The sequence below is a fragment of the Prevotella sp. oral taxon 317 str. F0108 genome (assembly GCF_000162415.1).
Lineage (GTDB): Bacteria > Bacteroidota > Bacteroidia > Bacteroidales > Bacteroidaceae > Prevotella > Prevotella conceptionensis.
Window position 1 is genome coordinate 1,217,566 of sequence record NZ_GG740072.1, and the last position, 13,210, is coordinate 1,230,775.

Annotated in this window: 10 protein-coding genes and 1 tRNA gene; 7 read left to right on the forward strand and 4 right to left on the reverse strand. The window is 46.6% G+C overall.

Going from position 1 to position 13,210, the window contains the following annotated elements; genetic code table 11:
• Positions 1-36 precede the first annotated feature (36 nt).
• The 4 genes from HMPREF0670_RS04550 to HMPREF0670_RS04565 all read right to left on the reverse strand — a co-directional run bounded on the left by HMPREF0670_RS04550 (position 37) and on the right by HMPREF0670_RS04565 (position 4,184).
• Positions 37-822, reverse strand: coding sequence for a prephenate dehydrogenase/arogenate dehydrogenase family protein (locus HMPREF0670_RS04550; RefSeq protein WP_009229997.1), 786 nt, complete (start codon positions 820-822; stop codon positions 37-39).
• 4 nt (positions 823-826) lie between these two features.
• A complete protein-coding gene (locus tag HMPREF0670_RS04555) occupies positions 827-1,891 on the reverse strand; it encodes a bifunctional 3-deoxy-7-phosphoheptulonate synthase/chorismate mutase type II (RefSeq protein ID WP_009229998.1) in 1,065 nt (354 codons plus the stop codon).
• A 285-nt stretch (positions 1,892-2,176) separates the two neighbouring features.
• Positions 2,177-3,367 carry a pyridoxal phosphate-dependent aminotransferase gene (locus HMPREF0670_RS04560; protein ID WP_044077696.1) on the reverse strand — a complete coding sequence of 397 codons (1,191 nt, stop codon included), beginning with the start codon at positions 3,365-3,367 and terminating at the stop codon, positions 2,177-2,179.
• A complete protein-coding gene (locus HMPREF0670_RS04565) occupies positions 3,348-4,184 on the reverse strand; it encodes a prephenate dehydratase (protein WP_009230000.1) in 837 nt (278 codons plus the stop codon). The genes HMPREF0670_RS04560 and HMPREF0670_RS04565 overlap by 20 nt, the downstream gene beginning before the upstream one ends.
• 545 nt (positions 4,185-4,729) lie before the next feature.
• Between HMPREF0670_RS04565 and HMPREF0670_RS04570 the strand changes: the two genes are divergently transcribed.
• The 7 genes from HMPREF0670_RS04570 to HMPREF0670_RS04605 all read left to right on the forward strand — a co-directional run bounded on the left by HMPREF0670_RS04570 (position 4,730) and on the right by HMPREF0670_RS04605 (position 13,192).
• Positions 4,730-4,804, forward strand: a tRNA-Arg gene (locus HMPREF0670_RS04570).
• 320 nt (positions 4,805-5,124) lie between these two features.
• Positions 5,125-6,324 carry a hypothetical protein gene (locus tag HMPREF0670_RS04580; RefSeq protein ID WP_009230002.1) on the forward strand — a complete coding sequence of 400 codons (1,200 nt, stop codon included), beginning with the start codon at positions 5,125-5,127 and terminating at the stop codon, positions 6,322-6,324.
• Positions 6,314-6,871, forward strand: coding sequence for a condensin complex protein MksE (locus HMPREF0670_RS04585; RefSeq protein ID WP_009230003.1), 558 nt, complete (start codon positions 6,314-6,316; stop codon positions 6,869-6,871). The genes HMPREF0670_RS04580 and HMPREF0670_RS04585 overlap by 11 nt, the downstream gene beginning before the upstream one ends.
• On the forward strand, positions 6,855-10,505 hold the full coding sequence (locus HMPREF0670_RS04590; RefSeq protein WP_009230004.1) for an ATP-binding protein: 3,651 nt from the start codon (positions 6,855-6,857) through the stop codon (positions 10,503-10,505). The genes HMPREF0670_RS04585 and HMPREF0670_RS04590 overlap by 17 nt, the downstream gene beginning before the upstream one ends.
• 4 nt (positions 10,506-10,509) lie before the next feature.
• Positions 10,510-11,349 (forward strand): hypothetical protein, encoded by an 840-nt coding sequence (locus tag HMPREF0670_RS04595; RefSeq protein WP_009230005.1) that lies wholly within the window; start codon positions 10,510-10,512, stop codon positions 11,347-11,349.
• Positions 11,350-11,452: 103 nt separating this feature from the next.
• Entirely contained in the window at positions 11,453-11,893 is a 441-nt protein-coding gene (locus HMPREF0670_RS04600; RefSeq protein WP_009230006.1) for a LexA family protein, read from the forward strand.
• A 3-nt stretch (positions 11,894-11,896) separates the two neighbouring features.
• Positions 11,897-13,192 carry a Y-family DNA polymerase gene (locus HMPREF0670_RS04605; RefSeq protein ID WP_009230007.1) on the forward strand — a complete coding sequence of 432 codons (1,296 nt, stop codon included), beginning with the start codon at positions 11,897-11,899 and terminating at the stop codon, positions 13,190-13,192.
• The last annotated feature ends 18 nt before the right edge of the window (positions 13,193-13,210 follow it).

The following is a 13,210-nucleotide window of genomic DNA, read 5'->3' on the forward strand; positions in this document are numbered from 1 at the left end:
TCTTTTCACCCTTATATCCCTTTAAGGTAACCTTTTTCACTCCTTCCCTTTAACCACGTTCTTCCTTATTTTCACAAGATACTCCTTCATTCCGTCGGCATCTTTCCTGTCGATGATGTCGAGCAGATTGTTTAATTCGTCGCGGATGTGGCCCACTTGTTCTGCTGTATAAGGGTTGAAAAGAATTTCACGCAACAAAAAGTCGTCCTCACCCAATACGCCACGCGCAATGTTAAGATGGCGTTTGAACGTTGTTCCGGGCGCATCTTGCGGTTTCATCACCGCAGCAAACACAAAAGTACTTACAAAGGGGATGCTTAAAGAATAGGCCACGGTGCGGTCGTGTTGTTCAAACGTGTACTCATGAATGTTCAATCCCAGCCTACTGTACAAGTCGCGAAAGAAGATACGCCCCATATAATCGCCCTCGCTGATGATAATAGCGTTCTCATCGCTCAGCTGATTGAGGTTGGCGAAGGTTGGTCCGAACATCGGGTGCGACGAGACAAAGGGATGATTACAACCTTCGTAATACTCGTACAAACCCGTTTTAACCGATGCGATGTCGCTCACGATGCACTGTTGGGGCAGAAAAGGCATCACCGACTCAAACGCCGCGATGGTGTATTTCATCGTTACGACATTGATGAGCAACTGCGGTTCAAACTGTTTCACCTCTTCCAGCGAAGTGAAACGCGCGCAATTGTATGTAAACCGCATTTTGCGCGGCTCTTGGTCGTAAACGGCAACCTCGTGTTCAAAGCTCAACAAGTCGGTGAAAAAGCTTCCCATCTTGCCTGCGCCCAGTATTAATATCTTCATCTTTCTACTTGTTTATAATCTCTATCTGTTGTCTAACCGACTCTTCGTGCACACTTTCGAACACCGTTGCCACAAATTCGGGACTCATACCACACAACGCACCTTGCGCACCACGTTTCTCTAATATTTCATTATAGCGGCTAGCCTGAAACACAGTCATGTTATGTTCCTTCTTATACTGCCCAATCTGTCTGCAAACACGCATGCGCTTGGCCAGCAGTTCCATCAATTGGTTGTCCAAGTCGTCTATTTGTTGGCGCAATTGGATAATTCCTTCCTGCATCTGGCTTTTGTCTCGCACGATTAGTAGCGACAAAATATAGTCCAACACGTCGGGCGTAACCTGCTGTTTGGCATCGCTCCACGCCTTGTCGGGGTTGCAATGGCTTTCCACAATCAGTCCGTCGAAGCCCAAATCCATAGCTTGCTGACACAGCGGGGCCACCAATTCGCGCCTTCCGCCGATGTGACTTGGGTCGCAGATGATGGGCAAAGCGGGTATTCTGCGGCGCAGTTCTAGCGGTATCTGCCACATAGGCGAGTTGCGATACATTTTGTTGTCGTAGCTCGAAAAGCCGCGATGTATGGCCGCCAACCGCTTAATGCCTGCCTGATTGATACGTTCCATGCCGCCTATCCACAATTCCAAATCGGGGTTCACAGGGTTTTTAACCAACACAGGCATATCCATTCCGCGCAAACTATCGGCCAAAGCCTGCATCGCAAAGGGGTTGGCACAGGTGCGTGCGCCAATCCAAAGGATGTCAACCCCATGTTTAAGGCACAGTTCCACGTGTTCGGGTGTGGCCACTTCGGTGGCAATGAGCATGCCCGTTTCCTCCTTTACACGTTTTAGCCACGGCAAAGCGGCCTCACCATTGCCTTCAAACCCACCCGGCTTTGTGCGTGGTTTCCATGCGCCTGCCCTGAAAATATGGCATCCTTTCTGTGCCAAAGCATTGGCAGCCTGCATTACTTGCTCTTCGGTTTCGGCCGAACAGGGTCCGGCCATCACGATGGGGCGTTCGTTATCACTAGGTAAGTTAAGGGGTAATAAGTCTAGTTCCATATCTTTTTTCCTATTGTATCGTTGTTACTTGGGGTTAATGGGTTTATGAGTTGTTGAGCTCGCAAATTGTTTGGCCTTTAAAATTTTCCTGAATTTATACGTTCTTTTTCGTTCCTCGAAAAGTGCGTTTTCTCGCCATGACAATGTCCGAGCAAGCTCGACATTGTTCATTTGGCTTAACGAAAACGTTCTTTGACTTATCATCAATGGTTCGTGTGATAGAACTAGTAAGCTTAGAACTTAAAAACTCATTAACTGATTAACTCATTAACTTAAAAACTCAATTTACTTGTTGCCGACAATACGCTGCAACGCCTCTTCCATTCGCTCTTCTTTCGCGCACAGCGAAATGCGTATATAGCGTTTGCCGTTGCTACCAAAGACAAATCCTGGAGTAACAAACACGCCGTGATGGTGAAGTAACTGTTCGGTAAGTTGTTCGGCATCGGCCATGTTGTCGGGTATTCGCCCCCATAGGAACAACCCCGTTTGTTGTGGGTCGAAAGTACAACGCAAGGCCTTCATTATCTTCTCGGCAATGGTTCTTCGGCGCAAGTACACCTCCTTATTATATATGGTGTGCCATGCCGTGTCGTTTCCTGTCAGTGCCTCGGCAGCTGCCAGTTGAATGCCGCGAAACGTTCCGCTGTCTATGTTGCTTTTAACTTTAAGAATCCATTGCACCCATGTGGCGTTGCTAACACACATTCCCACGCGCCACCCTGGCATGTTATGGCTCTTGCTAAGCGAGTTTAATTCGATGCAGCAGTCTTTTGCGCCGTCTACTTGCATAATAGACATCGGTTCGCTGTTCAAGATAAGCGAGTAAGGGTTGTCGTTCACCACTACGATGTTGTGCTTTCGGGCGAAGTCAACCAACCTTTCGTAGGTCTTCATCATGGGCTTTCCACCAGTTGGCATGTGCGGATAGTTGGTCCATAATAGCTTAACACGACTTAAATCCATACTTTCCAGCTCGTCGAAGTCGGGTTGCCATTGGTTTTCTTCGCGCAGATTATAGTTCAAAACCTCCACGCCAAGCAACTTACTGAGCGAAGTATAGGTGGGATAACCAGGATTGGGCACCAACACTTGGTCGCCTACATTGGCGAAAGCCAGAGTAACATGCAATATACCCTCCTTGCTCCCAATAAGCGGCAACACTTCGCTTTGCGGATTTACGTCCACGCCGTACCACCTACCATAATATGCAGCCATAGCTTTAAGCAATTCGGGCGTGCCCTTCGTGGGTTGGTAGCCGTGTGCATCTTCGCGTTGCGCCACCTCACATAGTCGGGCGATGGTATTGGCAGAAGGGGGCAAGTCGGGCGAGCCAATAGCCAAACTAATAATGTCGTTTCCCTTGGCCACCAGCTGTGCCACCTCTTTCAGCTTACGGCTAAAATAGTATTCTTGCACCGTGTCGAGCCTTTGTGCAGGCTTTATGTCAAGTGTTTTATTGTTTCCCATCTTCATATTCTCCTAAAATTTTAAGTCTTTTGGTAAGCGGAACAATGGCGTCTATACTTTGGTGATAACGCGTTACGTTGTCGAACGTAACGTCAACATAGAACAAATACTCCCATTCGTGGCCGATAACGGGCAACGATTGTATTTTGGTGAGGTTAATGTTATAGAACGAAAGGATGGTTAGCACCTTAGACAAGCTGCCCTCTTCGTGAGGGAGCGAGAACACCAAGCTGGCTTTATTGGCATGTTCCCAGGGTCGAAGGCTACCTGCACGTTGCGGATGGCACACCACAAGAAAACGCGTAAAGTTGTGCTTATTGTCTTCAATGTGGTCTTCAAGTACTTTCAATCCATACAATTTGGCTGCCGAGGCATTACAGATAGCAGCCCAACCGCGCTGTTTTGTTCGTGCAATAAATTCGGCCGAACCTGCTGTGTCTTCCGCCTCCACAGCTTTAAGCTTGGGATGTCGTGCCAAAAACTCCCTACATTGCATCAAAGCCACGGGGTGCGAATGCACTTCGCTCAGTGAATGCCAATCGTCTTCGGGCAGACAACAAATGGAATGCTCGATGTGCAGCTTATGTTCGCCCACGATGGTGGTGCCCGATGCACGTAACAACTCGTAGTTATGCAGCAACGAGCCTGCAATGGTGTTCTCGATAGCCACCATTCCAATGACCGTTGGGTCGTTGGCAATCTGGTTGAACACCTCTTCGAAGGTGTTACAATATATTCCTTGCACCTGCTCGGTGGCGAAATATTGGTGTGCGGCGATGTCGTGGAACGAGCCGGCAATGCCTTGTATGGCTATTCTCTTCATATCTGTTAGAATAAAAAAACATCCCGCCTCAATTGATTGAAGCGGGATGTGACTGTTATTATCTAATTGCTTATATTCTTGTTAATGTTGGCACGCATCTTCCCGCTTTACATTTTGCCTGTAAAGTAAAAGTAAAAGAAGTATGCGTTAAAGCTCAACATATTGCCTTATTTCATTGTTTATTTCTGCAAAAGTATTACTTTAATTCTTATTTACCAAGAAAATCATCACTTTTTTAGTGCCGTCTAGCGTTTTTTATTCACCTTTAAGACTGGCTTTCATTATCATCCGTCTCATTGTTAGCCATGTTGACAGATATTCTCTCCCCTATTTCCTTATGCCAAGAACTACTCCAGACTCCTCTTTAATTGGCTAACTGGCCAAATTACAACCCCACAAGCCGATGGAGTAACAAACCCATGAACTAAAAAAACAGACGAACTCACCACCTTTTGCAACAACATTTATTGCGAAATATTTTGCTATCCCCCCTTTTTTTCATACCTTTGCAACCGCAAAACGCGCACATCAGGCGTTGCGATACTGGTTCCGTAGCTCAGTTGGATTAGAGCAACAGCCTTCTAAGCTGTGGGTCTTGGGTTCGAACCCCAACGGAATCACTTAAAGAGGGACACCTAAAACAGGTGTTCCTCTTTTTGTTATTGCCCCAATGTATGCCTTTGCGCCCACTATAACCTTGTTGGTGTGAGCATTAAGGCGCATAAACAATTCTTTATCCCAAAGAGTGGCTTTCTCGCATATTATTCGTACTTTTGCCTTAGCAACATGCTGGGTAGAACATTTTTCTTGCAACGCAGAAACAAGCCAATGCGCGAAGTGGCTAAATGCCAAGTTACTTACTTGTTGCCAAGAAGGGCATAACCTGCTTAAATTCGGAGGCTTGCACAATGAAGCAGTCTTACTTGGAAGATTACTTGCTATGGACATTCTGACACATTTCAGAACGATAGAAGAGCTAACGAAGACACTCGCACGCGAACAGACATTGCTAAGCGAGATGTTTGAAAAGCGAAAGCTGTTGAAGTTTCCGCGAGGGCTGGCCATCGACCTGGTGGGAGGAAACGAAACCCGACTAAAACGTCTGGTGGACTATGGCGTGCTTGTGGAAACAGGTAACACCGTTGAAATTGAAAGCGACTACCTGAACTTCTTTGAAGAGGTGCTGAACGTGAATGAAGAAATAAGCGTGTTGAGCGTGCAAGAATGTATCAACACGCTGAAAGAGCATATCGGCTATTTTCTGCAAGAAAACAACGTTAACCGTAAGGCCGGCTATCAAGACAGCGTGAGGCAACTGTTGAAGAAGACGGGATTTAGAACTTTGAAGAATGTGGTTGACCTGAAACGCAACATGGATAATGCCTATAAGCAAGAGCCTACCTACAACATAAAGAAACAACGACTGAAAAACCTGGACGAAAAAAGCCACAGCATACGGGCAATGATAAAAGAGTGCGAAAAGCTGATGGATACCGAACAGGCCTTCTTCATCATGGCCAACGACCCACACATGGCTAAGACGTGCAGCGACGTGAGGCACGATTTTGTTGAGGCCTATCATGCCTTGATGGAAATAGACAGGCAGATTATTGTGTACATCAACCAAATTGACTTGCAAAACCAGCTGTATAAGAAGATACGCAAGCTGAAATACCTGCAAGACCAACTGCTTATAAAAACCGACACAAACATTGTGCAGGTGCTTGAAGACACGAACCCACTATGGATGGAAGGTAGGCAGTACAGCAAAATACGCCTTTCGCTGGAAATGCTGAGAGAGAACGAAGGGGTGGCAAAGGTGCTAAGGCGAATTGCCGAACACAACGGTGTGCAGAAAACAGCACGCACAGAGGCGGAGCCACTGACCGACGAGGACTTGCAGGAACATGTGCAACAGTTGAAGGAGGTGGACCCAACAGAAGTGTGGAACGCTTTTGCGGCATCGGGATACAACCTGTTTGAGTTCGTTCTGGCATACAACTATAAGGTAGAACGCAACATCGAAGACCACGCCACCCTATTTTGCCAACTGGTTATACTGCATGCCGACGAATGCAAGCTTACTGGCGAATATGCAACTTATCAAGACATTGAATATCCCATCGTCTATGCGAAATAATACACAACGAATATACGAACGACTGAGCCGAGGAGAGTTTCTATCGGTGGACAGTACAGACAGTACGGTTAGGCATCTGTATGAAGACATAGAAGAGAACATGAACGACTATGCCGACTACTTTAAGGAAATAGGACTAAGGCTTGAAACGGGCAACGGATACTTCTACCTGTCGCGAACGGTGGAAAACAAACAAGCCATAGAGAACAAGCTGGAGAGTTTCGCCAAATGGCTAGACTACCTTGACTTCCTGAAATGTTATAACCAGTCGTTTACGGCCGGCTATCAGTTTCGTAAGAGCAACCTGATAGAACAGATAAGTCTTGACATTGAATTGAAGGAGAAGGCCGGACACTTGTTTAAGAAATATGGTGTGGGTTCTAACTTAGAGATTGTAAACAAGCTGCTGCAAGAGATGGGAAACATGGGCTTTGCCGAATGCGTAAGCGAACAAGACGAGACGTACAAGGTTACTTCGGCATTTCGCTATGCAGAAGAACTTGTTAACATGATACAAATAGCCAACGAAGATGAAGTTCCTGAATAAAATCGTGTTTGTAAATAGCGCCAATATTCCGTATGCTGAAATTTCGGTAGACGGAAACGTGCACTTCACAGGTACGCAGGGCGTGGGCAAAAGCACCGTGTTGCGCGCGCTCTTGTTCTTCTATAACGCCGACAAACATAGGCTGGGCATTCAGCAAGGGCAGAAATCGTTTGACGAGTTTTACTTCCGCCAATCTAATTCGCACATCCTTTATGAGGTGATGCGCGACAATGGCGCATACACCATCTTGGTGAGCCGTTACCAAGGGCGTGCGTCGTGGCGATTTATTGATGCGCCTTATCAGCGCGAATGGCTGGTAGACGAAGACAAACAGGTGCTGAGCGACTGGGTGAAGATACGCGAACGCATTGACAAGAACATTGCTGTAACAGCAAGGATTGATTCGGGCGTGATGTTCAGAGACATCATCTTTGGAAACACGCGCGACAATAAGTACACACGCTATGCGCTATTGCAGAGCACCCACTATCAGAATATACCCCGAAGTATACAAAACGTTTTCTTAAATACGAAGCTTGATGCCGACTTCGTGAAGAATACCATCATACAATCGATGACCGAAGAGGAACTGCCCATTGACTTGCAAACCTACCGACGGCTAGTAACCGACTTTGAACGCGAGTATGATGAGATTGACTGCTGGTTTAGGCAGGCACGAGACGGCAGCTACCCCGTGCGACAACAAGCATCGAAGATTGCTGAACAAGGTAGGAAGGTTGTGGCCTTAGACCAACAACTGAGGGATGTTTGGCACATGCTGAACCATGCGGTGGCCGACAACGAACAACAGATACCACTGTTGGAGGCAGATGCAGCAGAGACCAAGACGGCCATAGAGAAAGAACGCAACCGCGAAAAGGAACTTACGGCCGAATATAATAAGGAAAAAGACTCGCTTAACCAGAAACTGGGTGGCAAGAAACAAAAGTTAGATGAGGTGTTGCAGGCAAGAAAAGAATTTGAGGCTATGGGCATCGAAGACAAACTGAAACTTGCCAGTCGGGAAGACACGATAAAGAAAGAGGCTGACAATAAGCAGACTTTGCTAAACGACTTGTTGAAGACCCATGCCTCGATTGAGGAGAAATACAACATTGCCAAAGCTAAATTGGAGAATGCGCAACAAGCATTTGACAACGACCAAAAAGAACGTTTCTACCAAGAACAAGACAAGATACAAGCAGAACGTAAGCGGCTGGAAGACGAACGAACGAAAAACAGAAACCAAAGAACGGACGCTTTTGCGGCATGGCGGCACGAGTCGGACGAACGTTTGCAGGCGTTGCAGGCCGAACAACATAGGGCTGACGCTGCATTGAAAGAACTAAAATCGTGGCATCCCTTAGCCAACGAGATGCAAACCATAGCGGAGCAGATTAGGACATTAGACGTAAAGGAGAAGGAAAATGCCGCACAGCAGGCTGTTGTTAAAAGTCAGATGGAACAACTTACGGCCGAATTTGAAATGAAGGAGGCCGAACTGAAAAAGATTGCACAACGCGAACAAGAAGAGTTTGAGGCTAGCCGCTCATCATGTCGCGAGCAGATTGCAAAGATAGAAGGTTTGTTGTCGCATCTGGATGGTTCGTTATACCAATGGCTGAACGAGAATGTAGAGGGATGGGAGAACACTATCGGCAAGGTGGTTGACGAGGAGAGAGTTCTTTATGCACAAGGTTTGGAACCACAGGTGGACACTTTGGCCGAGGGTTTGTTTGGCGTGCGACTTAACTTATCAGATGTAGATGCAACACATCGCACCCCCGACGAATATCGAAAGGAAAAGAAAAGGCTTGAAGAACAGCTGCAACAGATAAACCGCAAACTGAACGATTTACCCCTTACGCTTGAAGAAAACACGGCAAAACTTGGAAAGAAGTATGCCACAATGCTGAACCCCTTGCGCCAAAAAGCAACCCATCTGCGGGTGGAAGAAGAACAGATACCTACGAAACGACAAGACCTGCAAAACCAACAGCACAAGCAGAAAATGGACGAACAGGAAATGATTGAACGAGAAAAGGAGGTGCGCGAGCGGGCCTTTAACGCGGCTTTGCTTTGTGTGCAGGCGGAGAAGGATGAACGGGAGCGACACGAAACACAGCATAAAAAGGAACTAAAAGAACTGGACTTGCACTTCAATAGACAATCGAAGGAGTTTGACGGTAAGCTCAGCGCATTTAAAACGGCTTTGGAAACAGAGACAAAGGCCCGACAGAAAGATTTTTACAACCAAAAGAAACAATTGGAGGAGCAACAAAAGGCGGAGCTGGCAGGGAAAGGCGTAGACGTGAACTTGCTGGGGCAATATCGCCAGGCAATAGAACAACTTGAAGCCTTGCTACAACAAATAGACAACGAACGGCCTATGGTTATTAGGTATCGCGACGCTCAGCAGAACCTCTTTGCTAAGGAACCCGAAATAAGAAAGGACATAAAGGACATTGAGCAGCAACTAGCCAGGATGAGTAAGCGATATGAGGATAAGAAAACAAGGGTGGAAAAGAAACGGCAGGAACAGGAAGAACGACAAAAGACCATTGGTAAAGACCTTGCTCGTCGCCGCGAAGGACTGAACTTGTATCACCAAATGGTGGAGAACGAACATCTTGTTCCCGAAACACTGCTTGCAGACAACAAACCTGTTGCAACTAAGCAAGACTGCCAACAGCTGTTGAGCCTGCTAAGAGGTTCGGTTAATCAGAAACGTGAAACGATTGAAAGGCTAAAAGACTTTGTGGTGAACTTTAACCGGAACTTTAAGCCGCAAAACGCGTTCCACTTCAACACGATGCCGATTACAGACAACGAATACTTGCAAATAGCTGCCGACTTGCAAGACTTTATGGACAATAACAAGATTGAGGAGTTTCGCAGGCGCACTAGCGAGCATTACAAGGACATACTTGGCCGAATCTCTACCGAGATTGGCAGTTTGCTGAAACGAAGGTCGGATGTAGACGGCGTAATACTAGACATTAACCGCGACTTCGTAGAGAAGAACTTTGCAGGCGTAATCAAAAGTATTGAACTGAGAGCGGACGAATCGTCGGACAGGCTGATGCAATTGCTCATGTCTATTCACAACTACACCGCAGAGAATGCCTTCTCGATTGGTGAGCTGAACCTCTTTTCTGACGATAATCGCGATGAGGTGAACCGTAAGGTAGTGGATTACCTCAAAAGTCTTTCGCATCAGTTGCAGAACGAGCCAAGCCGAACAACTGTTTCGCTAGGCGACGCATTCCGTTTGCAGTTTCGCGTAAAGGAAAACGACAACGACACCAATTGGGTTGAACGCATCAACAATGTGGGGTCTGATGGTACAGACATTCTGGTGAAGGCAATGGTGAACATCATGCTCATCAATGTGTTTAAGAAAAAGGCCGCCCGAAAGAGCGGAGAATTCATCGTGCACTGCATGATGGACGAGATTGGACGACTGCACCCGAACAATATCAAGGGCATTCTGCAATTTGCCACCTCGCGTAACATTTATCTTATCAACAGTTCGCCAACATCGTACAACCCTTACGACTATAGATATACCTACTTGTTGAGCAAGCAGGGCGTGAAAACGCGAGTGGAAAAATTGTTGAAACGTAACCCCTAAGATTATGGCGATAGGAAAAGCGATACAAAATTTGGTTGCTGGGGAACAGGTGGCAGGGTCTAAAATAGGTGGAAAGCTACTCGAAGAACTGCTATCGGAGGGCTTGCTTGTGGTTGTTGCTCGTGGTTCGAGGAAGTCGTACCGCGCTCGCAACATTGAAATGTTGAAGAGATTTCTTACAGACAGGGACGAAAGCTATCGTGTACTTGAAGTGGAGAACGCAGAAACACGTGCTGCTATGGCCAACAAAACGGGTAATTCGAAGTTGATGACGATCCGTTCGTGTCCTGGTTTTCCTGTTAACAGCTACGAACCCATTGCGTGTCTGCTAAACGATGAGCCATTTGTGGTTAATCCGCATGAGGGTAGCTTTTTGTTCGTGACACAATGGGAGGGTTTTAGAATACCTGCCGACGTTATCGTTATCGGAATAGAGAACATGGAGAATTTTAGGCTAATTCGCAAGCAAAAGAAGTTCTTTGAGAATTATCTGCGCGCGCATGCACTGCCCACCAAAACGCTTTTCGTGTCGCGTTACCCACAATCCAACGACCTAAGGAAATGGCTCACAACCATACCCAATCGTTATCTGCATTTCGGCGATTTCGACTTGGCAGGAATACACATCTTTCTGACAGAGTTTGAACGACATATTGGAACTGAACGTGCATCGTTCTTAATCCCTTCTGACATTGCCGACCGATTGAAATCGGGGTCTAGCCGGCGATATGATGAGCAGCATGCCATGTTTAAAGAGATGCAGACTGATGTGCGAGAGCTTGGACAACTAATAACGCTCATCCATCAAGAACGGAAAGGTTACGACCAAGAGGGATATATATAAATAGGTGTTTGGCTAAATAATGCCAAGGAGGAACTATCCCAAAAATCAGGCTTGCCGTGCTCGGGGAAGTTCTTCTGAACTAGACAAAAGAGAAAGTATATACATGACGAGTATTCAAATCATTCGGGGCGACTTTCAAAAAGAACTGAAATTGCCCATCGCCGAAGGAGTAAAGGCGGGGTTCCCCTCGCCTGCCGACGACTATATACACGAGACGCTCGATTTCAATCACGACCTCATACGCAATCCCGAGGCCACATTCTATGGCAAAGTGGAAGGAGACTCGATGATAGAGGCTGGCATATGCAATGGAGACATTGCCGTTATCGACCGCTCTATTGAGCCAAGAGACGGGGATGTTGTGGTGGGCTACATCAATGAAGAGTTCACCATCAAGTATCTCGACCTTAGCCATCGCCAGGAAGGATACATAGAACTGCGTCCGGCCAACTCAAACTTCAAGCCCATAAGGATTGATGAAGACGACGCTTTTGAGGTGTGGGGCGTGATTGTTTGGACAATTAAAAACTGGAGAAAATACTAGGAAATGTACGGTATTGTTGATTGCGATAATTGCTACGTGTCGTGTGAGCGTGTATTTAGGCCCGACCTGAATGGCAAACCCGTTGTTGTGCTCAGCAATAATGATGGCTGTGTGGTGGCACGTTCGAACGAGGCCAAGCGCATGGGCATCAAAGCCGGCATGCCCTACTATCAGCTAGCAGAGCTGTTCCCTAATCAAGACATCGCCGTATTTTCGTCAAACTACGAACTATATGGCGAATTGACAGGACGCGTGGTGGAGATTATCAGGAAAGAATCGCCTGCATACTTCCGATATAGCATCGACGAGTGTTTCGTTTATTTTAATGGAATAGGCCAGCTGGACTTGAAGGATTGGGGAGAAAAGTTACACAAGAGGATTAAGCGTAGCGTAGGAATACCAACAAGCATTGGCATCGCTACCAACAAGACACTTGCAAAGATGGCTGGTCATTTTGCTAAGAAACACCTGGGGTATCACCATTGTTGCCTTATCGACAACGATGAGAAACGTGTTAAGGCACTGAAACTTTTTCCTATTAGCGAGGTTTGGGGGATAGGGCGGCGTTATGCCACACGCCTCCAAGCAATGGGCGTGCAAACGGCGTTCGATTTCGCTGAGCGTAATCTTTCGTGGGTAAGAGCTACATTTAAAAACATCGTGGTTGAACGAACATGGCGCGAACTGAACGGAGAAGATTGCATACCTAATGAGGAACTGGCTAAGAAGAAATCTATTTGTATGAGTCGCTCTTTCAATGGTATGATAACAGACCTTGATGGACTGCGCACCCACGTGTCTAACTTTGCCGCCCGATGCGCAGAGAAACTGCGTCGGCAAGGAACGGTTGCCTCCATCGTTGGCGTATTCCTTCACACTAATGCCTTCCGCGAGGACTTACCGCAATATTGGAACTTTCAAGAAATGCGACTCATTACGCCCACTAACAACTCCATAGCCATTGTAAAGGCCGCCAACAATGTGCTGCAAAAATTATATCGACAAGATTATCATTATAAGAAAGCTGGTGTTATTGTCATGGGAATAGCGCCAAACGCTCCCATCCAACAAGACTTCTTCGACATAACTGCCGAACAGATTGAGAAACTGCGCCGACTGGATGCCATCGTCGACCACCTTAACAAAATTAATGGCACAGAGTTTATCGTTCTTGGCAGTCAACAATATACATCTAAAGGCTGTGAGGGAAAAGCTTATTCCTTTGCTAATGCCATTAAACATGAGTTTAGGAGCAAAAATCCAACCACTCGCTGGAAGGATATCATAACATTGAAATAACGTTCATCCTAACTTTTA

What these genes read in the sequence shown, in the direction of transcription:
- HMPREF0670_RS04555 (WP_009229998.1), bottom strand. Translation starts at nt 1,891, where the DNA reads ATGGAACTAGACTTATTACCCCTTAACTTACCTAGTGATAACGAACGC.
- HMPREF0670_RS04595 (WP_009230005.1), top strand. Translation starts at nt 10,510, where the DNA reads ATGGCGATAGGAAAAGCGATACAAAATTTGGTTGCTGGGGAACAGGTG.
- HMPREF0670_RS04565 (WP_009230000.1), bottom strand. Translation starts at nt 4,184, where the DNA reads ATGAAGAGAATAGCCATACAAGGCATTGCCGGCTCGTTCCACGACATC.
- HMPREF0670_RS04590 (WP_009230004.1), top strand. Translation starts at nt 6,855, where the DNA reads ATGAAGTTCCTGAATAAAATCGTGTTTGTAAATAGCGCCAATATTCCG.
- HMPREF0670_RS04580 (WP_009230002.1), top strand. Translation starts at nt 5,125, where the DNA reads ATGGACATTCTGACACATTTCAGAACGATAGAAGAGCTAACGAAGACA.
- HMPREF0670_RS04605 (WP_009230007.1), top strand. Translation starts at nt 11,897, where the DNA reads ATGTACGGTATTGTTGATTGCGATAATTGCTACGTGTCGTGTGAGCGT.
- HMPREF0670_RS04560 (WP_044077696.1), bottom strand. Translation starts at nt 3,367, where the DNA reads ATGAAGATGGGAAACAATAAAACACTTGACATAAAGCCTGCACAAAGG.
- HMPREF0670_RS04600 (WP_009230006.1), top strand. Translation starts at nt 11,453, where the DNA reads ATGACGAGTATTCAAATCATTCGGGGCGACTTTCAAAAAGAACTGAAA.
- HMPREF0670_RS04550 (WP_009229997.1), bottom strand. Translation starts at nt 822, where the DNA reads ATGAAGATATTAATACTGGGCGCAGGCAAGATGGGAAGCTTTTTCACC.
- HMPREF0670_RS04585 (WP_009230003.1), top strand. Translation starts at nt 6,314, where the DNA reads ATGCGAAATAATACACAACGAATATACGAACGACTGAGCCGAGGAGAG.